At 47.0% G+C, this 26,568-nt stretch carries 19 protein-coding genes and 3 pseudogenes; 9 read left to right on the top strand and 13 right to left on the bottom strand.

Annotated elements, in window-relative coordinates; all coding sequences use genetic code 11:
* Nucleotides 1-136 precede the first annotated feature (136 nt).
* Entirely contained in the window at nt 137-1,006 is an 870-nt protein-coding gene (locus PK654_RS16585) for a helix-turn-helix domain-containing protein (RefSeq protein ID WP_271700077.1), read from the top strand.
* On the opposite strand, the gene PK654_RS16580 is transcribed toward PK654_RS16585, so the two are convergent.
* The 8 genes from PK654_RS16580 to PK654_RS16545 all read right to left on the bottom strand — a co-directional run bounded on the left by PK654_RS16580 (nt 1,003) and on the right by PK654_RS16545 (nt 7,760).
* Nucleotides 1,003-1,338 (bottom strand): fructose PTS transporter subunit IIB, encoded by a 336-nt coding sequence (locus PK654_RS16580; RefSeq protein ID WP_271700075.1) that lies wholly within the window; start codon nt 1,336-1,338, stop codon nt 1,003-1,005. The two genes, PK654_RS16585 and PK654_RS16580, sit on opposite strands and share 4 nt — an antisense overlap.
* A 95-nt stretch (nt 1,339-1,433) precedes the next feature.
* A complete protein-coding gene (locus PK654_RS16575; RefSeq protein WP_271700073.1) occupies nt 1,434-2,111 on the bottom strand; it encodes a fructose-6-phosphate aldolase in 678 nt (225 codons plus the stop codon).
* 25 nt (nt 2,112-2,136) lie between these two features.
* Nucleotides 2,137-3,000 (bottom strand): SDR family oxidoreductase, encoded by an 864-nt coding sequence (locus tag PK654_RS16570; RefSeq protein WP_271700072.1) that lies wholly within the window; start codon nt 2,998-3,000, stop codon nt 2,137-2,139.
* On the bottom strand, nt 3,000-3,842 hold the full coding sequence (locus PK654_RS16565; protein ID WP_271700071.1) for a [formate-C-acetyltransferase]-activating enzyme: 843 nt from the start codon (nt 3,840-3,842) through the stop codon (nt 3,000-3,002). Before PK654_RS16565 ends, PK654_RS16570 begins: the two co-directional genes overlap by 1 nt.
* Entirely contained in the window at nt 3,832-5,040 is a 1,209-nt protein-coding gene (locus tag PK654_RS16560) for a pyruvate formate lyase family protein (RefSeq protein ID WP_271700751.1), read from the bottom strand. Before PK654_RS16560 ends, PK654_RS16565 begins: the two co-directional genes overlap by 11 nt.
* Complete coding sequence (locus PK654_RS16555) at nt 4,952-6,133, bottom strand: pyruvate formate lyase family protein (protein ID WP_271700069.1); 1,182 nt, start codon at nt 6,131-6,133, stop codon at nt 4,952-4,954. Before PK654_RS16555 ends, PK654_RS16560 begins: the two co-directional genes overlap by 89 nt.
* A gap of 143 nt (nt 6,134-6,276) precedes the next feature.
* Nucleotides 6,277-6,594: a PTS fructose-like transporter subunit IIB gene (locus PK654_RS16550; protein ID WP_271700067.1), complete on the bottom strand. Its 318-nt coding sequence runs from the start codon at nt 6,592-6,594 to the stop codon at nt 6,277-6,279.
* A gap of 92 nt (nt 6,595-6,686) precedes the next feature.
* Nucleotides 6,687-7,760 carry a PTS fructose transporter subunit EIIC gene (locus PK654_RS16545; RefSeq protein WP_271700065.1) on the bottom strand — a complete coding sequence of 358 codons (1,074 nt, stop codon included), beginning with the start codon at nt 7,758-7,760 and terminating at the stop codon, nt 6,687-6,689.
* Between the two features lie 483 nt (nt 7,761-8,243).
* On the opposite strand from PK654_RS16545, the gene ptsP reads away from it, so the two are divergent.
* The 4 genes and pseudogenes from ptsP to PK654_RS16525 all read left to right on the top strand — a co-directional run bounded on the left by ptsP (nt 8,244) and on the right by PK654_RS16525 (nt 13,603).
* On the top strand, nt 8,244-10,748 hold the full coding sequence (gene ptsP, locus PK654_RS16540; RefSeq protein WP_271700064.1) for a phosphoenolpyruvate--protein phosphotransferase: 2,505 nt from the start codon (nt 8,244-8,246) through the stop codon (nt 10,746-10,748).
* Between the two features lie 101 nt (nt 10,749-10,849).
* Nucleotides 10,850-11,329, top strand: coding sequence for a heme-degrading domain-containing protein (locus PK654_RS16535; protein ID WP_271700062.1), 480 nt, complete (start codon nt 10,850-10,852; stop codon nt 11,327-11,329).
* A 147-nt stretch (nt 11,330-11,476) separates the two neighbouring features.
* Nucleotides 11,477-12,463: pseudogene (locus PK654_RS16530) on the top strand (zinc-binding dehydrogenase).
* A gap of 546 nt (nt 12,464-13,009) precedes the next feature.
* The gene (locus PK654_RS16525; protein WP_271700061.1) at nt 13,010-13,603 is read left to right on the top strand and encodes a Fic/DOC family protein; all 594 of its coding nucleotides are present in this window, start codon (nt 13,010-13,012) and stop codon (nt 13,601-13,603) included.
* A 408-nt stretch (nt 13,604-14,011) separates the two neighbouring features.
* Here PK654_RS16525 and PK654_RS16520 read toward each other — a convergent pair whose 3' ends face one another.
* Nucleotides 14,012-16,402 carry a diguanylate cyclase gene (locus tag PK654_RS16520; RefSeq protein ID WP_271700060.1) on the bottom strand — a complete coding sequence of 797 codons (2,391 nt, stop codon included), beginning with the start codon at nt 16,400-16,402 and terminating at the stop codon, nt 14,012-14,014.
* A gap of 373 nt (nt 16,403-16,775) precedes the next feature.
* Nucleotides 16,776-18,494, bottom strand: a pseudogene (gene ggt / locus PK654_RS16515) (gamma-glutamyltransferase).
* Nucleotides 18,495-18,871: 377 nt separating this feature from the next.
* Between ggt and PK654_RS16510 the strand changes: the two are divergent.
* The gene (locus PK654_RS16510) at nt 18,872-19,531 is read left to right on the top strand and encodes a nitroreductase family protein (protein WP_271700059.1); all 660 of its coding nucleotides are present in this window, start codon (nt 18,872-18,874) and stop codon (nt 19,529-19,531) included.
* An 11-nt stretch (nt 19,532-19,542) separates the two neighbouring features.
* Here PK654_RS16510 and soxR read toward each other — a convergent pair whose 3' ends face one another.
* Complete coding sequence (gene soxR, locus PK654_RS16505; RefSeq protein WP_271700057.1) at nt 19,543-19,992, bottom strand: redox-sensitive transcriptional activator SoxR; 450 nt, start codon at nt 19,990-19,992, stop codon at nt 19,543-19,545.
* A gap of 193 nt (nt 19,993-20,185) precedes the next feature.
* Between soxR and PK654_RS16500 the strand changes: the two genes are divergently transcribed.
* On the top strand, nt 20,186-22,150 hold the full coding sequence (locus PK654_RS16500) for a methyl-accepting chemotaxis protein (protein WP_271700055.1): 1,965 nt from the start codon (nt 20,186-20,188) through the stop codon (nt 22,148-22,150).
* Nucleotides 22,151-22,199: 49 nt separating this feature from the next.
* Here the strand turns inward: PK654_RS16500 and PK654_RS16495 are convergent.
* A pseudogene (locus tag PK654_RS16495) lies at nt 22,200-23,075 on the bottom strand (tyrosine-protein phosphatase).
* Nucleotides 23,076-23,271: 196 nt separating this feature from the next.
* Here PK654_RS16495 and PK654_RS16490 point away from each other — a divergent pair.
* Both PK654_RS16490 and PK654_RS16485 read left to right on the top strand, forming a co-directional pair.
* On the top strand, nt 23,272-23,991 hold the full coding sequence (locus PK654_RS16490; protein ID WP_271700053.1) for a response regulator transcription factor: 720 nt from the start codon (nt 23,272-23,274) through the stop codon (nt 23,989-23,991).
* 6 nt (nt 23,992-23,997) lie between these two features.
* Nucleotides 23,998-25,326, top strand: coding sequence for a sensor histidine kinase (locus tag PK654_RS16485; protein WP_271700052.1), 1,329 nt, complete (start codon nt 23,998-24,000; stop codon nt 25,324-25,326).
* 56 nt (nt 25,327-25,382) lie between these two features.
* Here PK654_RS16485 and PK654_RS16480 read toward each other — a convergent pair whose 3' ends face one another.
* The gene (locus PK654_RS16480) at nt 25,383-26,561 is read right to left on the bottom strand and encodes a YbfB/YjiJ family MFS transporter (protein ID WP_271700050.1); all 1,179 of its coding nucleotides are present in this window, start codon (nt 26,559-26,561) and stop codon (nt 25,383-25,385) included.
* Between the last annotated feature and the right edge of the window lie 7 nt (nt 26,562-26,568).

Genomic DNA, 26,568 nt, shown 5'->3' with positions numbered 1-26,568 from the left:
AAGAACTCTCTTCTCAGTAAGAATCGACGCGAATCTCTCCGGCTTCACAGTTCACCGATTCAGATTAAAAACCGCCAGCAATTCAATGTATATCAGGGTAAAATCACCTTAGCTACAATGACCAAATCCGGCGACTATGAACCCCAAACATCCCTTTCAGCCCAACTCCCTTGAATCTGTCCTGAACGGTTACTCCGTCTCTCCCGGCAGTATCGGTAAAATCTTTTTTGCCAGTAACCTTCCTGAGCCTCCTGAACTGGCCTATCAGGTTCACTTTCAGCGACTTGAAATGGTGGTCTCCGGCAGCGTTGAGATTGAAATGGGTAATGACAGCGCCATTGAGACACGGCACCAGCTCAGAAGGGGCGATGTTCTCTATATTCCTGCCGACTGCTGGAACAAACCGCACTGGGATCAACCGGTTACCATGCTTAATATTCTGGTGGGCAAACAGAACTTTGGTATCAACCTTCTGCGCTGGAATGGCCGTGAGTTCGAAACTCTGGTTAAAGATAATGTTCAGCGACGCGGACCGCGGACGGGCACCTTTATTCTTCAGGCTCTGGAAGAGTTGCGCTGGCACACCGATGACCAGCACACCACCAAGCTGCTGATTGCTTCACTGCTTAGCCATGTAAATGAGTTAATGCTTAATCCGCCGGAAACCCCTTCCCGTAGCAAGGCGCTGTTTGAAGCGGTGCGGGATTATGTCGAACAGAAGTATCAGGAGCCATTAACACGGGAGTCGGTGGCGGAGCATTTCTATATCTCGCCTAACTACCTGTCACAGCTGTTTCAGAAAGAGGGGAAAATTAAGTTTAATGAACACCTGAACCATATCCGGCTGGAGCGGGCGAAATATCTGCTGAAAGAGTACGATATGAAGGTGAAGGAAGTGGCTCATCGCGCCGGTTTTACTGACAGTAACTATTTCTGTCGGGTATTCAGGAATCAGACTGACCGCTCACCCTCTGAATACCGCACGCAATATCGAAGCCAGAGTTAAATCTCAATCACACTTTCCGGCGGGGAACGGTAAGCTTTTTCCAATGCATCAAACACTTTTTCCGGCTGTCGCAGAAAGGTGGAAATTTTAGACCTCACCTGACGGGTATTGGCGAAACGCTCTGCACCTTCAATAGCAATATCTGCCACAATAATGGCTACATCAGCTTCTTCTATTTGCCTCGGCTGAAGGGCATTTTCCATTCCCAGTGCGCCCTGAGTTTCAACAGCAACAGACAAGCCTTGCTTGCTGCAATATTTTTCGATCAACTCGGCAGCCATATAGGTGTGTGCAACCCCACTGATGCAGGCGGTAACGGCGACTAATTTCATTGGTATCCACAAAAAGAAGAGGTATACCGGAAAGTATACCTCTATTTAGTTTTATTTCACTTACGTGAAGCCCTTAGAAATCGTGACTTTGTGGCTTACAGCACATCCAGTACGTTAGTACCTTCGCCATACACTGATTCCCAGTCTGCAACAAAGCCTGCCACGCCAGAATCCGTAAGCGGATGGTTCAGCAGAAGGTCAAATACATCAGGAGCAATGGTCACCGACTGACTACCGGCTTTCGCTACTTCATGTACCTGCTGCACGTTCTTAAACGATGCCGCCAGCACTTTGGCATCAAGGTTGTGAATGTCGATCAGATGAGCAATCTCAGCTACTACGCCGACACCGTCAGAGCAGATGTTATCAAGACGGTTAACATAAGGCGCAAGGTATTCCGCTCCTGCCTTCGCGGCCATCAATGCTTGTTGCGGAGTCAGGATCGCGGTTGCTGTTACCGGAATATTGTTCTGGCTAAGCAATTTCATCGCCTTAATGCCCTGAGGAGTCACCGGCACCTTAATATAAAGATCTTTATCGATGGCTCTCAGCGCTTTTGCCTCTTCCAGCATAATCTCAGCGGTTTTGCCCATCACCTGCACGTGAAGCAGTCTTTCCTGACCGATAATCTCGCGAATGCTAAGAATAATTTCCTTAAGAGGCTTGTTCTCTTTAGCCACAATAGACGGGTTGGTCGTTACACCATCCAGCGGATATAGGTCTACGGCCTTTTGTATCGCTGTCAGGTTTGCCGTATCCAGAAAGTAAATCATGTAAATTCTCCACTCAATCTTAAAACTATTTCTTAAAACCAAATTCTTGCAGGCAGCGGCTAATGGCGGCCTTACTTTCGGTAAAGACGATACCTTGCTCTGCAAGCTTAGAAGTCTCTAAGCGCACATCGCGGGTTTTAGGTGCATCACAGGCTTCGAGGATCTCGCCCCAGCGCACTTCCTGCCCCATTTCCGTCAGGATATGACGGGCAATGTCAAAGCGGCTGTCCGGGTTATGCGCCCCCGTATGATAAGTGCCGTAAGGGATGGCAAATATCTTCTCAAACTGATCAATCAGTTCGTGAATGTAAGTCAGGCCGCGAAACTCATTGCGACGCTCTTTCATTTTCTCGCCATTCATCAATGCCTGTAGTGTGTTCCACACTACGTTCGGATTAATGCTGGTGTTGCGCTCAGGCAGGCCAAACATCCAGGTAAACCTGAGTATCCAAAGCTCGGGAAGAATGCCTTTCAGCTCATGTTCCGCTTCCAGTTTGTTCTGGCCATAAACCGTATCCGGAACCGGAGTGTCCGACTCTTTATACGGGCCGCTCTCTTCATTGCCGTTAAACACCTGCTCGGTACTGATAAATACCAGCTTTGAGCCATGTTCCTTACACGCTTTAGCGATATTAATGGCGCCCTGCACATTCACCTTGTGGGCAATGTCCGGATGCTGATTACAGAAGTCAGTCACTGCAATCGCTGCTGCGTGAATAACATAGTCCGGTTTCACGTCAGCAAAGGTTGCAGAAACCTGTTTAGCATCGGTGATATCTAACTGCTCTACGTCGGTAGCGGTAATCTCATACTGGCTCTGATACCGGTTAATAAAACGGGTACCGAAAAAGCCATTCGCTCCGGTGATCAGTATTTTTTGTTTCATCATTAACCTCCGATGATGACGTTATAGCCGTGGGCTTCCACATGCCTGCGCACGGAAGCGATCTCATCTTTTGCCGGAACCGCCACCTCTTTCATGGCGTATTCCATATTCAGTGTCTGATACTTACTTGCGCCATACTGATGAAACGGCAGCAAGTGAACCTCTTTAAGGCCGAACGGGGCAATAAAATTCAGTACCTTGTCGACATTAATAATATTCAGGGTGTAACCGGGGATCAGCGGCAGGCGCGGAATCACCTTTACTCCCTGCTCCGTCAGTTGGCGGAAGTTATCCAGAACCCGTTGCAGGTTGATACCGGTGACCTGTCTGGCCAGCTCTGCATCCATGATTTTAAAATCAAACAGCACTTCATCACACAACTGCCCTATTTTGAGTAACTGGCTGGTACTGCCCTGACCCGATGTTTCGATAGCCGTGTGATAACCTAACTGGCGCAGCTTGGTCAGAAGCTTGATAACAAAAGGCGCCTGACTCAGTATTTCTCCGCCGGAGAGGGTCACTCCGCCGCCGGAAGTACGGTAAAACACATCATCTTTAGCAATGGCACTGAGCACTTCCTCCAGCGTCATATCTTTGCCGACAATTTCTACCGCACCGGTCGGACACTCTTCCACATCCATATCGCAGTGATCGCAGTGGATACACTTAGCCTCACGTTTGATGGTATGAGACTTCAGCGAGCGCGATTCCGGATTTGCACACCAGGGACATTTCAGCGGGCAGCCCTTAAAAAACACTACCGTGCGTATTCCTTCACCATCATTGAGTGAGTAACGCTGGATATTGAAGATATGCCCGCTATCCATAACTGAATCACAACTCATGAGCAGTTCGGTGAATGATGTCGTCCTGGATCTCTTTCGACAGCTCCACAAAGAAGGCGCTGTATCCGGCAACCCTCACCACCAGCCCGGCATAATCTTCCGGCTTCTGCTGTGCTTTTCGCAGCGTGTCGGCATTGAGCACATTAAACTGAATATGCTGTAACTTCAGCTTCATAAAGGCACGCAGGAAGTCGCCCAGCTTGTTCAGCCCCTGAGCACCTTCAAGGGTGGACGGAGTAAACTTCACGTTCAGCAGGCTACCGTTTGACAGCAGATAGTTATCCAGCTTGGAGACAGATTTCAGTACCGCCGTCGGTCCCTGATGATCCTTGCCCAGCATCGGAGACAAACCACCATCAGCCAGTTGCTCACCCGACAGACGGCCGTCAGGTGTCGCACCAACAACTGCGCCTAACGGAACGTGAGCAGATACGGTATAAGAACCCGGAGTAAACTGTCCGCCACGGGGGTTCTGATACTGCTCCACTTCTTTGCAGAACAGACGAAGAAGATCGGCACCTATGCTGTCCACTTCATCGATATCATTGCCGTACTTTTCATACTTATGCATCAGACGGGCACGGATCTTACTGCCCTCTGCACCTTCAAAGTTGTTATCCAGCAGCTCAATAAACTCTGCAAAGCCGGCTCTTTTTTCTTCGAACACAAAGCGTTTCAGAGCCTGAAGTGAATCGGACAGGTTGGCGATACCAATACCCTGCACGCCGGAGAAGTTGTAACGACCACCGCCGTAAGTAATGTCTTTTCCGTTTTCGATACAGTCACTGATAAAGGATGACAGTAAAGGCACCGGTGCCCAGTCACGATGGCCGATATCACAGATATTTGAGCCTTCCACCATCAGCCTCACATAGTGACGGATATCGGTTCGGATCTGCTCCAGTAATTCATGGTAGCTGATGTTTTCTGTATGCTGATTTCGCTTCAGCACCAGCTCCATCACCTTAAGCAGGTTAAACATGGCAATATCGTGCAGGCCATAGGTTTTGCCCGGAATAGAGAGCTCAACACAGCCGACTACGGAGTAGTCCCTTGCATCTTCCAGCGATACCCCGCGGTTAAGGAAGGCCGGCACCACTACTTCATCGTTAAAGATCTGCGGAATACCGGTTCCCAGACGAATGGTCTCTGCGGTTTTGTACAGAAATTCCCGGTCGATAAACTCGTTTACCCGCACACCACAGATTAGGCTGAGGCAACTGAACACTCTGATAGGCATCCAGACATAGGGTAGACAAAACATTCACCGCGCTCTGACCCGTTTCATTCAGTCCGCCCAGCAGAATGGTGTAGCCGGTCGGGAATCCGGCAAAAAACTTGGCACTACTGGATGAACGCAGCAGTACGATGTCGTTTGTTTTGATCCAGAGACTTTCCAGATACTCTTTCAGGAAAGCAGCATCCTCGCCCTGTTGCAGTGAACGCTGATAGAAAGGCAGCATATACTGGTCAAAGCGCCCCAGAGACAGGGAGCTGGCGTTGGATTCATACTGCAGGATAATGTTCATGTACCAGAACAGCTGACACGCCTCAACAAAGTTATCCGGGCGTTGGCCGGCGATTTTGGCCGACACCTGAGCAATATTCTCTAGCTCTTGCTTTCTTTGGCTGTCATTACAGCTTTCGGCCATCTCTGTTGCCAGTTGCTCATAGCGGCGGATATGGCGGCTGGAAGCTTGCAGTAATATCAATACTGACTGATAAAACGGGTTTTCAGGATAAGAGGCCACCAGCTTCTGCATCTCGTCCGTTAACTGGTTCAGACCACTGCTTAGCAGGCGGTCAAAATCGATAATGATATGCCCCTGACCTTTGTCGGTCTGGTTAACACTAAACACCTTCTCGCCAACAGCCTGTTTAATCTCTTGCGGGATCTGGCTGTTAATAAAGTCTTTCATTGAACGCTCAGACCAGTAAGGCAGAAGCTGTTCGCGGTAAATAGTTTTGTCCTGCTCCGAGATAAAGAATTTGTCCTGCGGACGAGTGTCAAAACTGTCCAGCTCTTTTTCAATCCAGTATGGGTCCATCTCAGGAGACACGATACCCGCACGTGGTTCAATGGTGCGGTTACCGGCAATAAGTTCGTCGTCACGGATAGAGATAGCAACATTATCCAGAATGTGTGCCGTCGCTTTGGCGCGGCGGATCAGAGTATGCTCTCCTTCCGTCTGCTTGTGACTTTCAGTATATAAAAGCGCTCTCTCAAGGGAGATGGCTCTTTTGGCATTAAACAGTGCCGACTTTAATTTTTCGATTCTGGCTGTGCTCATGGCAAGCTCCGTTCTATGTTTCTGTTTTATCTGTTGAGCAGTGTTGCCTAAAGGCGAGTTTATTATTTGCCCCGGCTTACCGGGGCAGGCTAACGGGCATCTGTCGCCCATTGCTTTTTACATCAGATTATGTGCACCTTAGATTATGCAGTAGCAAGGTGTGCTTCAATTTTATCCATTACCGCAGCAGCGCGTTTTACTGCATCGCTGACACCAATGCGAACCACCATTTTGCCTTCGAATCTTTCCTGATTCTTGATGTCGATATCTTTGGTCAGAATCACCACATCAGCAGAAGCAACCTGTTCAGCCGTCAGCTCGTTTTCAATACCGATAGAGCCCTGAGTTTCCACAGAGCAGTTCCAGCCCTTCGCTTTAGCAGCCGCTTCGATAGCTTCTGCCGCCATATAAGTATGAGCAACACCTGATGGGCAAGCTGTTACAGCAACAACATTTGTCATAATAATCTCCAAAATAAGTCAGATTCTTAGTAATTAGGGTGGGTTACCAGCCTGTACCGGAATGGCTGATAACCCGGATTAGGAAATGGCGTTTAGCCGATAGAGATATCCAGATCGATATCGTCAGAAGCGTTCTCCTTTGGCGCTTCAACCTTACGGCGGGCTTTCAGGAAGTTAACCAGCAGAGCCGTGACCAGAGAACCGACCGCCAGTGCAATCAGGAAGCCAAAGCGACCTTCTACTACCGGCAGAACAATCAGACCACCCCATGCAGCGAAACACTTCACACCCAGCAGGGCAGCGGTTACAGCACCACAGGCAGTACCGATCATGATTGAAGGCAGTACGCGAAGCGGATCAGCAGCAGCAAACGGAATCGCACCTTCAGTAATACCCATGGCACCCATCAGGATAGAAGCACGACCTGCTTCCTGCTCATCAGCACCATACAGTTTTTTGTTCAGGAAGGTCGCCAGACCCATACCTACAGAAGGAGTCGCTACCGCGACCGCAGAGATACCTGCAACGTTATAGATGCCTTCACCAACACACAGGATAACGAACGCATAGGCCACTTTGTTAACCGGTCCGCCCATATCAAAGGCGATCATCAGACCCATTACAATGGCAAGTACGACGATACTTGAATCCTGCATACCTTTAAGGAATTCAGTCAGGGCAGCTGTACCTGCGCCAATCGGCTCACCAATACCCCAGACAATAGCACCGGCAGTAATAAAGGTACCGATAATAGGGATAACGAAGATAGGCATAATAGAACGGGCAAAAGCGGGAACCTTAATCTTCTTCAGATAGTGAACAACGATACCACCCAGCAGACCGGCAAAAATAGCGCCGAAGAAGCCGGTGTTGTACATGTTAGCACCAATAAAGGCGGCAATAGCAGACGGGGCAAGGGCTGAGCGATCAGCAATAGAGTAACCGATATAAGCGGCCAGAATAGGGACCATCAACTGGAAACCGGCAACACCGATAAAGAAGAGATCGTGTAGCCAGGTACCCTCTTCCGGCACGGCGCCTTCACCATAAAGCATAACCGACGCAGCAAGTAAGATACCGCCTGCTACCACAAACGGGATCATATGAGATACACCTGTCATCAGATGAGAACGGGTGTTTTTCAGTATGGAAATGATGTCATTCATAACACTGTTCCTTAAAGCACAAAGTTTAGTTAATAATTAAGCTTCAAATTGTTCACGTATACTCGCTGCGCAGCGATTTTTTCTCTCCCGGCATGCCGGGCAGTAAACCTTTTGGGTTGTGCTGATAATATAGTGAGTAAATGTGCTAACCAGTTAGAGGACAAAACTTCTATTTACTGGACTTTTGTAAGATCACAACAGAAAAGTGATCCAAAACACAAAAAAGTTAATAAGCGCTCGAATAACAACATTAACACCATAATTGGTTGTTTTAATTAACTTTAATAGAAAAGCAGCTAAGAAAATCAAAAATAAAACCTGATCTCAGTCACGGAAAACATAGTAAATTTGATGAGATTCACACTTTATTTTCAATCTAACATTTATCCAGTAATTCGAAGAAATGTCCAATAGAGGGGCAAAACGATAAGCTCTATTGTGTATGGAAAGAAATCCAGAAGACGATGCCAAAGGCCAGTATTTATGAAAACTTTCTCCTTCTCATGCGAACTCCCTAATGGTGTTCACGCCCGTCCGGCAAGCCATGTTGAGTCTCTATGTAATGAATTTACCGCAGATATACAGTGGCAGAACGAGCGCACCGGTATTTCCGCCAACGCCAAAAGCGTCCTTTCTCTTATCGGGACAGACACCTTACTGGGCGACAAATGTCTGATTACTATTGAAGGTACAGACGAAGAGAGTGCATTGGAAAAAATCCGCAGCTTTATTACTAATGAGTTCCCTCACTGTGATGCACCACTGGAAACGACTGAAGCCAAGTCCGGCGAATTCGCCCCGCTGCCAAGAAACTTTAGCAACCTGCAACTGCCGGTCGTGCGTGGCAATGCCGTCAGCAGCGGTTTCGGCTTTGGTACCCTGACAAGAGTTGGTGCCATTAACTTTGATACCCTGACTGACTTACCGGCAAAACGTCCGCTGGCAGAAGAGCAACCTGCTATGGATAAAGGTCTTCTTCAGCTGGAAAAAAGCTTTGAACTGCAACTTAAGACCGCAAGCCATACTGAAGCAGAAGTAGTAAACGCTCACTTCTCTATTGTTAAAGATGCTGAGTTTAAGCAGACCCTGAAAAGTAACCTTGTCGACGGCCGCAGCTGTGCTGACGCAGTCATTGCCACTGCCAAGCACTTTGGTGAGCAGCTACAGAAATCCGCCTCTGCCTACATGCGCGAACGCGAACTGGATATCCGCGATGTCTGTTTCCAACTGCTGCAAAGCCTGTATGGCGAAGAGAAATTCTCTAACCAGCTTAGCCTGACTGAGCCAACCATCTGTATTGCTGACGATCTGACACCAAGTCAGTTTCTGGAACTGGACAAGAGCCTGCTGAAAGGTCTGTTACTTACCCACGGTGGCAGCACTTCTCACACGGTTATTCTTGCCCGTTCATTTGCTATTCCTACTCTGGTTGGCGTAGATGAGAACCACCTGAGCAGTTTCCTAGACTCAGAAGTACTGATTGACGGTAACTTAGGGCTGGTTGCCACTGAGATCACCGAACCACTGCGCCGTTACTACCAGCAGGAACAACGTGTTGCCGATACCATACATCAACGTCAGAGTGAGTTTATCAATCAGCAGGGTAAAACCGCCGATGGAAAAACACTGGAAGTGGCTGCTAATATTGCTCACTCCGTCGAAGCTCAGGCCGCTTTTGATAACGGTGCCGAAGCCATTGGCTTGTTCCGTACCGAGATGCTTTATATGGATCGCACTAGCGCACCTGATGAAGATGAGCTGTACAACATTTACTGTCAGGCAATGGAAGCAGCTGATGGCAAATCCATCATTATCCGCACCATTGATATCGGTGGTGACAAGCCGGTGGATTATCTGAATATCCCGGCAGAAAACAACCCATTCCTTGGCTACCGTGCCGTGCGTATCTATGAAGAATTTATAGATATGTTCAAAACCCAGCTTCGCAGCATTCTGCGTGCATCGGCGCACGGTGCCCTTAAGATTATGATCCCGATGATCTCTTCCCTTGAAGAAATCCTCTGGGTGAAAGACTTGCTGGCAGAAGTACGTAAAGAGCTGCGCGCCGAGCACATCGCCTTTGATGAAAAGATCCCGCTAGGCATTATGCTGGAAGTTCCGTCTGTGGCGTTTATTATCGACCAGTGCTGTGAAGAGATTGATTTCTTCAGTATTGGTAGTAACGACCTGACTCAGTACCTGATGGCGGTTGACAGAGATAACGCCAAAGTCACCAAGCACTACAACAGCCTGAACCCTGCCTTCCTGAGAACACTGGATCACGTGGTTCGTGAAGTACACAGACACGGTAAATGGATCGGTCTGTGTGGCGAGCTGGGTGCTAAAGGCTCGGTACTGCCTCTGCTGGTTGGCCTTGGTCTGGATGAAATCAGTATGAGTGCACCAAGTATTCCTGCCACCAAAGAGCGCATTGCGAAACTGGACAGCCGTGAGTGTCGCCAGTTACTGAACAAAGCCATGAACTGCCGTACTTCTCTGGAAGTGGAGCATCAACTGGCTCAGTTCCGTATGCAGCAATCTGATGCACCGCTGATTTCTGAACAGTGCATTACGCTGGACAATGATCTGCGCAGTAAAGAAGAGGTGATTAAAACTCTTTCGGACAATCTGTTCCTTGCAGGCCGCTGCCGTTATCCGCAAAAACTGGCCGATGACTTGTGGGCGCGTGAAGATGTGTTCTCTACCGGTCTTGGCTTCGGTTTCGCCATTCCTCATACCAAGAGTGAGCATATTGAGCAGTCGACCATCAGCGTTTCCCGCCTTGCCAAGCCAATACAGTGGGGTGATGAGGAAGCTCAGTTTGTGATTATGCTGACCCTGAACAAGCATGCTGCCGGAGACCAGCATATGAAGATCTTCTCTAAACTGGCACGCCGCATTATGCATGAAGAGTTTCGTAACAACCTGATGAGCGCCGCCTCAACACAGGAAATCGAAACCATGCTGAAATCGGAACTAGAGATATAGCAGACACGCGTAGCAGACGCGTGTAACTAATGCGAGGGACAGGCACATAAACAGAACAGGCGGTGATATTCACCGCCTTTATTTTGACCGGGAAACAGATTATGACTTCATTACTTGAGCAGATTTTACAGCAGGAGCAGAAGCTGCAGTTCAGCCACTTTTCTCACCAGAGAGCATGGCAACTGGGCTGCGCCATTAAACAGGCCGCAGAACAACGAGATGCCAGCGTGGCTATTGATATTACCGTGAACGGCTTAACCCTGTTCAGCCACGCAATGCAAGGCACAAGAATTGATAACCTTGAATGGATTCGACGCAAGAAAAATGTAGTAGACCGCTATCAGAACAGCTCATGGTATGTGGGTAACTACTACAAAAACAAAGGCGTACCTTTGGCAGAAGCCTCATTGGTGGACGGCAAAGAGTTTGCCCCATATGGCGGCAGCTTTCCGCTTGCCATACGACAGGTGGGCATTATTGGCAGTATCTCGGTTTCCGGCCTGCATCAGGCAGAAGATCACCAACTGATTGTTGATGTACTGGAACAGTTTCTGACAGATCAGGAAAAATGCGCCCAGTAATTCATAATTTCAGTTTATGGAAACTATAATAAATCATAATTTCTATTTTAGTTTCAAACCTCTATTCTGATCAGATACCAAACCTTATGGTCTGCACCGGCTGAGTGCTCTCTCAGCCGGTCGTTGCTATTAGATTCAGAGGACAAGATGAAAGCCATTACCTACCAGAAAGCCCGCGATACCTTCACCCTGAGCGAACTTAACGTACCTGAAATTGAACAACCTTTTGATGTACTGGTAAAAGTTCACGCCGTAGGGCTCAACCCGGTTGATGCCAAAATACATCTGTGGAATGGTATGGTGCCCGATATGGATGACAGATTTGTCGCCGGGCTGGATGTATCGGGTGAAATTGTTGCCCTTGGCGACTCTGTTACCGGCTGGCAGATAGGAGACAAGGTGCTTTACCACGGCAATATGCGCCGGACACATGGCGGTTTTGCTGAGTTCGCAGTTCAGGACTCCCGCTCATTGGTTACTCATCCGCAAACCCGTGCGGAAGTAGCAGCCGCAAGCCCATGTGCAGCATGAACCGCCTATCGCGCTCTGTTTGACAAGCTTTCAGCAGACAAACGCAGCTCCGTCTTTATTGCCGGAGGCGCGGGTGGTGTCGGCAGTTTCGCTATTCAGTTGGCAAAACTGGCGGGTATCAGCACCATTATCACCACGGCTTCTGAAGCCAATCATGACTTTCTGAAAACACTCGGTGCCACCCACACTATTGACTATCGTCAGGGCAAAGTCGCTGAACAGGTTATGAAGATCACCGGCGATCAAGGCGTAGAGATCGCACTGGATTGTGTCGGTGGTGATAACGATATTCTTTGTGCATCGGTACTGGGTTATGAAGGCGAAATGGTTGAACTGGTTAACACGGTCAATCCGCAAAACTACAACAACGCTTTCCTGCAGGGATTAAGCTTCCACCAGCTAAGCCTTGGGTCAGGGCATGTGAATGGCGCAGCAGGCAGGGCAACGCTTTTTGACAGCGGCACTAAAGTTTCCGCACTACTTTCCGACGGCTCACTACAAGTTCCTGAACTCACGGTAATCTCAATGGAGCAGATTGGTGATGCCCTGCTGAAAATGCGGGATCAACGCACAGTAGGCAAAATCGTCGCTAAGTTTATTTAGTCGGTTTCACTCCCCTTCGAGGGAGTGAGCTACTTTTTCTCTTCAGCAAGAAAAAACAGCTCCATCCTCGCGAAGAACAAATCACCCCAACATCTCGTTTCGATGCTCCGCGTCGAAATGCATACCTTATGTTGAAGAGAATTACCGGAGTTTAGGTATGGCAAAATAACCTTGGTAAACTGACCGTACTTTTTGGAAGAGTTCTGATTGTCAGTTTGCACGGTTATGGACAGAACTGAACATGCTATAGCTCTGGTACTCCATTTGGTACTCGCATTACAATGTTGTAAATATGCATTTCGATTCATTGGAAACAGCGAAAGCCTTAAGTTTTACCATACCATGACAGTTTGTCCCTTCTAATGTACAATTAACTTCATGAGCCCCCTTAAGGAACTACTTCTATGGCATCAGTCTCGAATCCATCTCCACGGAAAGGCAAGTTCATCCCAAACCTTGAAAACTACAAAACAAGCCTCAGTTATGAAGGTATAACGCAAAAAAACAAAAGCAAAAATCATTCTATTTCTGAACTGAAACGCAAATATGCGCGATAAGTACGGTGCGAATAACGATAAGTACTGCTACCAGGATACTGGTACTTTAATCAATATTCTGAATATACGTGACGCTGAGGAATTAGAAGAGGCAGAAGTCGCTTTTACCACAGAAAGATATCGCACCTACCAAAGCGACATCAACGAACTTAACCAGCTAGACTTTTCTCACTTAAAACGCTTACATTTATATCTATTTCAGGATCTCTATTCGTGGGCAGGAAAAGTGCGAGAAATCGATATTTCAAAGGGTAATACTCGCTTTTGTACCTTTTCCAGAATTGAACCAGAAGCAGAGAAACTGTTTAAGATTATCCCAACATTAAGCAACATCGCTTCTACAGCAGAACTAATAGAAAACTTAGCAAGCCTGTTTTGTGAACTCAATTTACTTCATCCGTTCAGAGAAGGTAATGGCCGAACATTACGATTCTTTTTTGAGGAGTTACTCTTCGTTTTAGGGTATGAAGTAAGGTGGCCGCAACTAACTCAGCAAGACTGGATAGATGCAAATGTTGCTGGAGTATATCTCGACCTTAAACCACTAGTCGCTATTTTTGAAGAAGCAATACTTCCTCAATGAAATAATGCTTCAATGCGTAAGTGGATTCTATTACAGCAGCCAGCAAAACAATCAAAAAGCATTCCCATAAACCTACGAGAATGCTTCATTCTCTATAACTACTTTTCTACTCCTCTTCCTGCTTTTTATGGTGATTAAGCAAGGTAAGCAGGAAAAGACGAGTTTAATTGTTCAACTCCCGATATTTGTCCATATTGCTGTCAATTGGCTAGTCGTCTTGAGGTGTATTTCTGATGGTTTTGAGACGGGTTTAGTTATTAAAACGAACTCTGGTATGCATTGCCACGCAAAACATGGCAACGAGAGCAGAGAGGGCTCTCAAACTCAATCAGTTTTGTCGTGTCTGAGCCTTTCGCCAGAAAGGCGAGTTACAAAACGGTTGTGAAGAAGCCAAAGCAAGACAACTCACTATCCACCATTTTTCATAATATCTAAATCTATTGGCTTATCGCTGACTCTGTTTCGTCCGCTACGTTTAGCATAATAGAGGCAGCGATCGGCTAAGGAGAGCAAGTCATTACTGAGTACGGTTTCTGAGCTGTGTCTGATACTGCTAACACCTACAGAAATGGTTACATTGAGTGATGATTTTTCATGAACTACTGTTAACTCTTCAATGGCTAGACGCAACCTGTCAGCCATAGTTAACGCATCATCATGGGCGGTGTTAGGCAATATTATTCCAAACTCCTCCCCTCCTAACCGGCCAACCATATCAGTGGTGCGGATAAACCCCTTCATCGCTTCTGCAACGGCTTTAAGAACTTCATCACCTACTTCATGACCGTACAGATCATTGACGGCTTTAAAGTTATCCAAATCGACCATACAAAACGACAACGGTGTTTTATAACGTTTCGCCCGTTCTATTTCAGAGTCGATGATCGCTAAGAGCTGGCGCCGGTTGGCTAAAGAGGTCAGTTCGTCTGTTGTTGCTAAACGTATCAGTTCCTGCTCGGCTCTCTCTCCTTCAAGAAGAAGGCTAATAAAATCAACGGTACGTTCGATTAAATGGATATCTTTTTTACTTGGGGCGGTTGGCCTTTGGTGATAAATCGCGAAAGTACCCAACAGCCGCCCTTTTTTACCAAAAATCGGCTCAGACCAACAGCTTGCTAAATCATGCTGAGCCGCCAAGCCTTTAAAATCAGCCCAGAAAGGATGCTCTTGGATATTTTCTACTATAACGCGCTGCTGCCGATAGGCTGCGGTGCCACATGAGCCTATTCCATCACCTATGGCAATGCCATCAATGGCCTGACTATAGGCTTCGGGCAGAGACGGGGCTGAACGGTTAAAGAGATGTTTTCCTGACTTATCCAGTAACAATATGGAACATTGTGTTTCAGAGCTTAATAACTCAATATCTTTAAGGATCTTATCTAACGTCTCACTTAAGGGAGAACCCTCTATTGTTGACTGCATTGCATTGGAACGAATATCTTCAATAGAAGAAAAGAAAAGCTTTTGAGTAATATCAGAAAGTAACAGTACGTGACCTTCCATTTCACCACGATTTGTTTTAATAGCTCCAACCATCAATTGAACAGCATACTTCTGGCCATTTTTGTGTTTACACCATAACTCTCCCTGCCAGCCTCCGCTCTGCGCTAAGCTGTACCAGATCTCTTCAAAAGAGGTGTCACTATGAAAGCCGGGCTCCACTAAATCATAACGTTTACCTACGGCTTCTGAGCGGGAATAACCTGTAATCTCTTCAAACGCACTATTTACATCCAGTATCTTGCCATTGCTGTTTGTTATAACGATGCCTTCGGTGGCGTTGGAAAATACACTCGCGGCTCTTCTGAGTTTTTCTGCGTTATGTCTTAACTGGTTATTTCGATGTAAAAGCAGGGAGAGTAAAAACACAATGATGACTATCGTTACCGCTATCACCAACAACCCAGCCAGGTGCTTGTTCCAGATATCATAGAGAGTAAACTCAGGTGCTTGATCATAAGGAGAAACCCTTAGTGTACGTGCTAAGGTATCTACCTCCTGATAATCTGCCGGAGGATTAAACCCACCAATATTAGCCGCACGGGCTGCCGGATGACTGATATCTAAATCTAACAGCGCAGAGGCTACACGCCTGACATCAGAATCTGATAGCTGCGGCAGTGCAAGTAACGGCCACTCAGGATATAAGCTTGTCGAGTGGGCAAATGGAAATGCCGGATTCATTTTTTGATTAATCAGCTTGATTTGCCTTACGTCCAGTGCACCACTTTGAGCCATACTCTCAATGACACCGCTGCGTACGAAACCAACATCTGCATCACCTGTTAACACGGCATTTATCACAGCATTGTGTTTTTTCAGAAATGAAAACCTACCCCGTAACTCAATCCCTTGCTTATAAATTTCATAGATCTGAGCCTGATAGCCCCCTAAAGATCTTAAATCCGCTGCAGCTATATGGACGTCGTTAAGATCCTCCAGCGTAACTATCTGTTGGTTGTCCGCTAGCGTCACTATTACACCGCCAAAGGAGCTGACCGCTTCGCCGGAACGGAGAACGACCTGAGTGAGCATTGCACCACTGAGTTTGTGCGTGGTACGAAGCTTAATATAGTGGCTCGGATTGGTTAGCAATAGATCAAGGCGGTTTTCCGTAATGGCATTCTCTATCTGATCACCTTGATAGCTTAGAGGAAGAACACGCACTTCTCTGTTTTTCAATGCGTTAGTCAGATAATCCGCCAGAGGCTGATAACGTTCCAGCATCTGTTCTTCAGGAAGGTAAGCCAACACACCTAAGGTAATAGGCTGATTTGCCAGTGCTATTTTGTGCATCAGGCAAATTACAGCAATTAAAATGAATTTTACTACCTGACTCAAAGGTTGTTGGCTCCATAACCGGTTTGAAACAAAGGTTGTATTATACGAATAGTTAACATAGAAACATCTAAAATATAGTACATTCCTTAAATTATTAGCAAAAAGCCTGCCAATGACGCTCGGTAAAGAGATTTATCGTTTTAAGTTGAGGTTTAATTACCAAAATATAATGTGCAGTTTAATTAGTGCACCAAATGACTACGAGTATAGACGATATTTGTCCGGGGGATTCTGGGCTGCCATTGGCGGAAGAGTAAGGAGGCTCAGAGGTAAGTCTGAGCCCGGATAGACACTCCCACGCAGAGCATGGGAGCGATTGCTTATAAGCTTAATCCCCCATTACTGTGCCTTCACGACGGGGATCGGCACCGCCAATGAGTTTGCCGTCGCTAAACACAACACCGTGCAGGCCGGAGTTAAGGTCACGGATATTGACCTTAAAGCCCATCTTTTCCAATGCCGGTTTAAAGCTGGCGGCATCGCTGTCCTGCTCCAGATCATAGGTACCAAACCGGTTTACCAGATGGGGCATATTGATGGCGTCCTGAATATCCATTCCCCAGTCTAAATGAGCAATCAGAGTCTGGGCGACATAACCGATGATTCTTGAACCACCCGGAGAACCGACCGCCATATAAGGTTTACCCTTTTCCATCACTATGGTTGGTGCCATTGAAGAACGTGGACGTTTACCCGGCTCTACCCGGTTAGCAACGGGGTAGCCATTTTTATGGGACGAGAAGGAGAAGTCCGTCAGCTCATTATTGAGGATAAAGCCGTTACTCATCACCCTTGAACCAAAACCATTTTCGACAGTGCTGGTCATAGAGATGATATTGCCTGCCTTATCGACTATCACAATATGAGTGGTACTTGGTAGTTCAATGGAATCATCATCAGCCAGCGCGATTTTGTTGTCCCACGGTGGATTACCGGCAGATACCTCAGTCAGAGCCTTGCCTTTGATAATCAGCGATGCACGTTCAGCCAGATAAGCTTTATCAAGTAACCCTTGCGGCATTGGTACAAAATCACTGTCCGCCATGTAGCGGCCGCGATCAGCGAAGGCCAGTCTGGATGCATCTCCAATGATCTGCCACGCTACCGGATCATTTGCACCCATCCCTTTCAGATCAAAATGGCTGGCGATACCCAGTATCTGACCGACTGTCAGCGCGCCCGAGCTTGGAGGTCCCCATCCCACAAATATCGTACTGATGATAACCGGCGCAAACCGCTTCTCTCTCTTTTACCTTATAGGTAGCAAAATCTTCCATTGCCAGAAATCCGGGGTTATCACTGATTCCGGTAACCTTTGCGACGATATCTTTGGCTATCTGACCGCTATAGAAAACCGATTCACCCTGTTCCGCCAGCATTCTCAGAGTCTGCGCGTAAGGTTTGTTTACCAGCACACTACCTTCTGGGCGAGGCAACCCCTGCGCAGTAAAGAAGTAAGATCGGGTATCGGGATACCGGCTTAGTCGTTTTTTATCACGGGCAATAGCTGATGCGAGACGTTCTGAAACCGCAAAGCCTCCGTCAGCCAGAGCGATAGCCGGTTGCAGTAGTTCTGCCCAAGGCTTTTTGCCATATTGCTGATGCATAGACGATATTAGTTTCACCGTTCCCGGAGTGCCTACTGAGCGACCACCTACAACAGCATCATAGAACTTCAGTGGTTTACCGTTACTATCCTGAAACAGTTCAGGCTTCGCCGCCAGAGGGGCAGTTTCCCTGCCATCAAAAGTAGTGAGTTTGCCGTTTTCTGCATTGTAATAAACCAGAAAGGCGCCGCCTCCCAGCCCTGATGACTGAGGCTCCACCAAACCCAGTACGGTTTGCACTGCCACCAGCGCATCAGCAGCGGTTCCGCCGTTTTTCAGTACCTTATAACCGGCTTCAACAGCAAGGGGGTTAGCCTGCGGCCACCATAAAAATCATCAGCCGTAACGCTCTTTTTCTGACTGATTTTACTGGTGAATTCTGGACAAGCAACACTGTCAGCAACATCCGCTGCAAAAGAGAGTGGAGAAATAAAGGCCACAGACTTAACGTCATGTTGTTTTTTTAATCATAGAAATCCCTGTGATTGTACTGTGAATGACAACAAGATAACAAGCTGTTGAGAAGCCGTTACTACTGCAGGTTTTAGGGCAGGCTGACAAAGCCTGAAGAAAACTACTCTAACCTTTTGAAAAATAAAAAATCGACCCAAATGCATATTTTGTGAATCTTGTTGTAATTATGTCTGTGAGTGAACCAAAGCCCAAGACAGCCTGCTAAGTACGCTTTGTCACTATTATCAAAAAAAACTAAAAAGTGTTTATTTAAATCGACCAATTATCAACGCGAAAAAACAAGTTAAAGTAGCCCTCATTGTGACTGACAACATAAAGTCCGACGACTTCCAAGGAGAAAAGTATGACTCATCAAATTATTCAAGATCTAAACAACCGTTACACCACAAAGAAATACGATCCGTCAAAACGTATCTCTGACACAGATATGGAGGTTATCAAAGAGGCATTGCGTCTTTCCGCTTCTTCGATTAACTCACAGCCGTGGAAGTTTATTGTTGTAGAAAGTGACAGTGCCAAACAACGCCTACACGATAGCTTTGCTAATAAGCACCAGTTTAACCAGCCACATGCCAAAGAAGCGTCTCATACTCTGCTTCTTGCTTATGATCCGAACTTTACCAAACAGAAATACGCTAAGCGTGTTGATGCTGAAGTAAGCTCCGGCCACCTTCCTGCAGATCGCTATGAAGCCATGCTGGATGGGGCTTACTCATTTGCAGAAGCCAACACCAATGAGCAAGGTTTTAACGGCAACTGGACCAAAGCTCAGGTCTATCTGGCACTGGGTAATATTCTTCATGTGCTGGCACGTCTTGGCATTGGTTCTACCCCGATGGAAGGTATCGACAGCGAGCTCATCGGTGAACTGTTTAAAGAAGAGCTGGACGGTCATATTTGTGAGGTAGCGCTGGCAATGGGTTACCACGATGAACAGCAGGACTACAATTTCGGTCAGCCTAAAGCCAGACTGGCTCAGGCTCAGGTGATTGAAACTATCTAGCTCATATAGGGTTAAGCTGATTCATCTTGTTCACTAGCGTGATTCAGCTTGGCTCCCGGCCGGTTGATTGCTTTGCTGTCATCCGGGTTGTACAGTGAGCAGCTTTCCAGTGACAAACAGCCGCAGTTTATGCAGCTTCCCAACTGATTCTGCATCGCCTGAAGGCTGCTGATTTTTTCTTCCAGCCTTTGCTGCCAACCCGCTGCCAACGCTTCCCATTCCTCTTTTTTCGGAGCCTTATCCTTTGGCAGAAATGCCAGTGCTTCTGAAATCTCCCCCAGCGTCAACCCCACATTCTGTGCCGCCTTTATCACCGCAATGCGACGCAGTACATGACGACTATAACGACGCTGATTGCCCGCATTACGGCTACTGCTAATCAGCCCTTTCTGCTCGTAAAAATGCAATGTGGGTACACTTACTCCGGCTCGTTTCGCTACCTGACCAACACTTAAATCCATCTGAAAACCTTGAATACGCCTTTACCTAAAGCTTACTTTAGGAATAAAGCAGGTGATTGTCTACTCTCCCTTACTAACTGTTAACAACATTAATATAAGATATTAATAATTTAGAAAAATGTGAAGTTAAAGACAGATTAGAGATAACAGCTTTTTATAATGAAACTGAATGCTGAGCAACACGGAGATATTCATGCGCGTTAACAAACCTGTGACCACAACAGAACAGATGTTTAGATCGTCAGAAGATTTGGTGTCAGTTACCGATCTGAACGGCAAAATTCGTTACATTAATGATGCTTTTTTAGCTATTAGTGGCTTCACTTCTGAAGAACTTATCGGACAAGATCACAACATTGTCCGCCACCCTGATATGCCTGAGGCTGCATTTGAAGATCTCTGGGGCACAGTTAAACAAGGCGTTGCCTGGCGTGGTCTAGTAAAAAACCGTTGCAAAAACGGTGATTATTATTGGGTTGAAGCCTTTGTCACCCCCGTGTGGAAAAAGGGTGAGGTGATTGGTTATCAGTCTGTCCGCTCTGAACCTTCTAGGGAGCAAGTCCAGCAGGCAGAAGCGCTATATGCCAAAATGAGTCAGGATCGAAATATCAAACTGCCTAAGCTAGGCCTGCTGAAACGATTCTCCTTTAAAGCCCAGTTTAACTTTATCTCACTGGTTAATATCGCTGTTCTGGCAACCGCCGTTTTCTTCAGCATTGTCGATGACCATGCGGTATTAACCGCATTTCTGACTCTGTCCATATTGCTCACCGCTATTGGCTGGTGGCGCTCCATTGCCGGCCTTCTTGAACCTTTGAATGATATCAGAACCAGGCTCAGGGAAATGGCCAGCGGCGACTATAACCAGAGCATTGAAATCGACAGCATGAATGAAGTAGGCCGGACTCTGGTTGCGGTTAAGTTACTGCAGGCAAGGAGCAAAACCATTCTCGGGCAGGTTGTCTCTTCTACTCAGGATCTTATTGCCTCAGCGGATCAACTGTCATCGGCCAGCTTCAGTATGCAAAAAAATATGGACAATCAGGCATCCCACACCACTCAGGTTGCAACGGCAATGAGCGAAATGAGCACCACGGTGGAAGAGGTATCAAAAAACGCGGTTAACTCTTCCGATACAACCAATGATGCCACCAATACAGTAACCGAAGGCGACCATGTAGTATTAGATACATTGCACTCAATGGAAGCCTTTTCTCAGGAACTTACCCAGACAACAGAACAGATTAAAACCCTCTCGGCCGACAGTGAGCAGATCAGCAACATTACTGATGTGATCAGCGGTATCGCCGATCAAACCAACTTGTTGGCTCTGAACGCAGCTATCGAGGCGGCCCGCGCAGGAGAACAAGGCAGAGGTTTTGCGGTGGTTGCTGATGAAGTGCGGGGACTGGCGGTGCGCACTCAGGAAGCGACACAGGAAATTCGTAGTATGCTGGATGACTTGTCTAAAGGCATTGTCAGCTCAGCTCATACAATTGAAGCCAACAATCAGGAAGCTCAGAATGCACTGGCTAAGGTGGCATCCTCCCGGGAGATCTTCGCCAAAGTGGCAGAGGGGATGACTCAGATTAACGATATGAGTACTCAGATTGCGACGGCAGCAGAGCAGCAAAGCCTTGTTGCTGTTGAGATGAGTCAAAGTATCGAAACCATCAGCGAGCAAGCCTCACTGACTCAGTCAGAAGCCAATGCACTTCAGCAAAGAGCGGAGACCATCAACTCAGGAGCAATCCATCTGCAAGGGCTGTTAAGTGATTTTGATTTGGGCAGATCAAAAAATGTCGATTTTTCTAATGCAAAACAGGCACATCTGGCCTGGAAAACAAGGGTTCGTTCTTACCTGAACGGTGACACCAGTGCTATCACTCATCAACAGGCCTGCTCTCACCATGAGTGTAAATTAGGAAAGTGGTACTACAGCGAAGGAAAGCAGCAGTACGGCAACTATCAGGCTTTTCAGCAGATGGAGCAACCCCATGCCCGGCTACATGAAACCATTAAGCTTATCCTGACTGAAACGGAAAAAGGTAACCACGACAAAGCAGAAGAGCTGTATAGAGAGGTTGAGCCCCTGTCCCAGCAAGTGGTTAACCACCTTAGCAGTCTGGAACAAGAAGCCAGTAAACGCGTAGCCTAACCACTTGCTGAAATAGAAAATGCCGTCCAGCCGGACGGCATTATTGTTTCTACTGCAATAAGTTCTGCCTGATCGCCTTTAGCTCATGATCATCTATCTTCAGCACATTTTTCAGGTAGTTATCAAATGAGCCAAATTCAGTATTAATTTGTTTGAGTGCCGCCTTCATCTGGCTCTGATGAGCACCGACAGAAGGGAAAATCGCTTTAGGTGCCGTATTTCTCATCTCAACAATGGCTTCGTAGGTATACAAATTAGTGGTGAGATAGTCATTCATCACGTCATCAACTGTAAACCCGAGAGCTAACAGAGTGATTGCCGCCATATAGCCGGTTCTGTCTTTTCCGCCCGCACAATGAAAGGCGATCGGATAGTTATCTTTTTCCGCCAGCAGGTGTAAAAAGCGCGATGCCTGGGGGATAAACTTGGTGGCAAAATCCTGATAACGCTCAATGCGGATTTTTTATAAATCAACGCCATAATCCTGCATTAGTTGATCAATCTTGTGAAACTCACCGGCATACCATAGCGGCCGGAGTTGCTTTGCTACTTCAATAGGCATCAGTTTTTTAATATCAGCGGGATCCGATCCGATTGGCAGGTTTACTTGCTGTTCAAGGGTTGGAATATGTTTATTGGGGCTATCTGTTATTTCATCATAAGATCTAAGATCTATCAGGGTTTTAATACCTAGTTTGCTCAGTTTCTCCATATCCTGAGTGTCAATTTCACTAAATTGGTCAGAACGGAAGAGAACACCGGATTTAAGAGTTAACTGGTTTGATTGTGGGTTGAGTTGGCGAAAGTTATGCAAGTTTTGATAGTCATGACGAACAGAAATACTGGCACACTTCTCCGGTACTTCAATGCCAAGTTCGTTCTCACAATTATCATCAGATGCATTTACCTGATTACTTAAAAACATGGTCAGTATTGCCGTTAATGTGATTGCTGGTTTCATCATTTTTCCCTGAGAGTAAGTGACCCGTTTATTCTCCCGCTGCCGCAGAGGGAAATCTTGTCATATGATTTATAAAGTGTGACAAATTGTGACTTTTTGCCTGCGCAGATTAACAACACCCCCTTCAGGTGTTTAACTAAGGTAAGACGCGGGGAGTGATATGAAAAAGCTACTGATAATAGAAGACGACATTAAACTGGGGCAGGTTCTGCAAACCAGTTTTAAAAACTATGGGTTTGACTTGCTACACGCTACCCACGCGGAACAAGGTATAACGCTGCTGGAACAGCATGATATTCAGTTGGTGATTCTGGATGTGATGCTACCGGGAAAAACCGGCTTTGATATCTGTAAGGAACTAAGGGCACGCAATGACCGCTATTCGGCCATACCCATTATTATGCTCACTGCCCGTGGTGATGTGGTGGATAAGATCATAGGGCTGGAGATCGGGACCGATGACTACCTTCCCAAACCCTTTGATACCCGTGAACTGGTAGCTCGCATCAACAGCCAGTTACGACGCAATGATTTTTATGACTCAGCTGATTCTGCCGTTACAAAAGGTATTTTACTATCAGGAGATCTGATGCTGGATCAACAAAAACAGCTCGCCACTCTCAGCCAGCAAGACCTTTGCCTCACCAGCATGGAGTTTGCCCTGCTTGAGCTGTTTATGACCTCGCCTGGCTTGCTGTTTAGCCGTGATGATCTCACCAGCAGCCTGCGTGGTATAGACAGCGAAATATACTCCCGCGCAATTGACACACTTGTCTCCCGACTGCGCAACAAAATCCATGATATCGACAAACCTTCCCGCTATATTAAAACTGTCTGGGGGCGGGGTTACATGTTTATCGGCAATATCACAAAGGAGTGACCTGTTATGTATCCCGCCGCAAAATGGCAGCAAAAACTTTCCATTCGTATAACTGCAATCTTTATCGCCAGCGGCTTACTGACCATAACCCTGTTTCTGCTGATCGTGACGGTCGCCAAAGGAGAGTTTGAGGAAGAGAATCAGCAACAGATTTATATTACTGAAGTTCTGGCAAAAGCGTTGGTGGAAGAGGTAGGAGTTCCCCCCTCAGAAGAGAAAATGCGGCAGTTTATTAAAGCCTTTCCATCGGAGCTTTATGTCTCCGGGCCCGATTTTCAATGGCGCTCCGGAGAAAATAACATAGAGAAGTCGGACAGAGTTGTAGTGGCTCCCCTTACTGAAAATCTCACTTTTGTAGCCTATCAAGATATTAAGGGGTTAGAGTATATCTCTTCCGGCCATACCTTCACTCTGTTTGAAAAAGAACAAATATCCTTTATCGGTCGTTATCAGAAAGAACTGATGGCTCTGGCTGCTCTGGGCGTTCTTGTTCTGACTTTACTGGCCGTAAACAAATCCATTGCTCCCTTGTACCGTATCCGTGCCGGAGCCAACAAAATCCGGCAGGGTAACCTAAGCTATCAAATCCCCCGACAACCGACTGTGGAGTTCAGTCAACTGGCAGAAAGTATAAATGCCATGTCCAACGCTCTTAACGAACAACTTGATGCCAAGCAGGAACTGCTTCTTGCCATCAGCCATGAACTGAAAACTCCGATTACCCGAGCCAAAATCCAGTTGGATCTTATCGAGCCAGATAGCCTGAGAAAAAGCCTGCAGGACGATATGGATGAACTTAGCCAGTTAGTCACCCATATTCTGGAAACTGAACGACTTAATAAAGGCCACCAGAGGCTCAATCTGGAACACTTTTCTCTGTCGGAGTTTATGCAGGATATGCAGTACGAAATCGGTCACCACTCCCCACAGGTTCAGTGGCAGATTTGCCAACAACCGTGCTATCTGGAAGGTGATCCGTTACGGTTAGAACTTGTTCTGAAAAACCTGATCAGCAACGCACTTCGCCATGGAAAAGAGAAACCGATACAGGTAACACTGGATAGCGAAGCTGACGGAGCCTTTGTTCTTAGTGTGCAAGACCATGGGGAAGGCATCTCTCCCCAACATCTGCAAAGAATCACCGACCCGTTTTACCGGGCTGATAGCGCTCGACAACGAACCACCGGTGGATTCGGCCTTGGCCTGTACCTGACTAAGTCCATTGTGGAGGCACACGGTGCAACACTTAGTATCAACAGCATTTTGCAAAGGGGAACCGAAGTCACCGTACGCTTTCCGGCTCAGCTAGCTGAAACAAAGGAGGACTCTCACTGAACCTGAAGGACGCTGCTTATTGCTTATCGGGACACACACCATTAAAGCTCACACCATTAAAGCTGCCTGTTTCTAACTAAAACACTTGAGATGGTGAATGCCGTTCCCGCCAGCAAACAGACAGACGCTACCGCAAACAGGTTGTGATAGCCGGAGTAGTAGTTATAGAGCAGTGACATGCTGTAGCCAGAGAAAGCCTGAAGGGCGGCGAAGATAAGCGTTGCCAGCCCCCAGTATTGCTTATGCAGATCGGCTCCTACTAATTGGTAAATAGAGCCGGACACCAATGCTACAATACAGGGCAGCATAGCCCCCACAAAAAAGGACGAGAACAGATAGCCCGCTGTTGTCTGGCAAAATAGCGGGGTTGCAATCGCTACCGTGTTCAGGGCGAACGCCAGTATCAGAGAGTAGCTCCAGCCCAAATGGTGAGTGATCACTCCCAATATGACTGGCCCAAAAATCGCACCGAAACCAAACACCATCCACTGAACTGACGCAGCAGTAGTACCAAGTTCCAGCTCGCGTGCCAGATAATCCACCCAGAACACCGTATGGGGAACATAACCCATGGCCTGAAGTGCATAAGCCAGCAGAACGAAAAGAAGTGCCTTGTTAGCGAACAGTGCTATTCCGGCAGATTGGTTAACCGGCGTTGCTTTGGTGGTCAATAAGTTATAACGGCTCACCACTGAGCGTACCGGGAAAAGCAAGATAACAGCAACGAACCCCAACAGTAACCAGACAGATGAAAAGCCAAGCCGATAAGACAAATAACTCACTGAAGTTGATAGTAAAATCCCTAATCCTAAACCCACAAACAGCAAGTTTCCGCTGAATGCCTGTCGCTCCTTGGGCAAAAATGAAAGAACGGTGGAGGGGCCGACAATAATAAGAAATGCACCACTGATACCGGCCACAAAGCGCCAGAAAGCAAACCAGCCAAAATAACCGGGAAGTGCGCAAAGAAGGTAACTCAGGGAGATGGCAAAAACGGATAGGCTTAGTATCTTACCGACCGACAAGAATCTCAGGATACGATTGGTTAATAAAGCCCCGGCAAGATAACCCAGTAAGTTCGCCGTACCAATGTATGTCGCATCACTGTCAGAGAACCAGCCGGACAAAATCATCTCCGGCAACATAGCAGTAAATGAAAAGCGGCCAATACCGAGCCCGACAAATGTCGTGGTAATACCCAAAAAAAGTAAGGGTATATCGTCCTTTTTAATCATGCGTTAC

It is taken from the genome of Vibrio sp. SCSIO 43137 (assembly GCF_028201475.1).
Taxonomy (GTDB): Bacteria; Pseudomonadota; Gammaproteobacteria; order Enterobacterales; family Vibrionaceae; genus Vibrio.
This window is presented reverse-complemented; position numbering and strand designations above follow the sequence as displayed.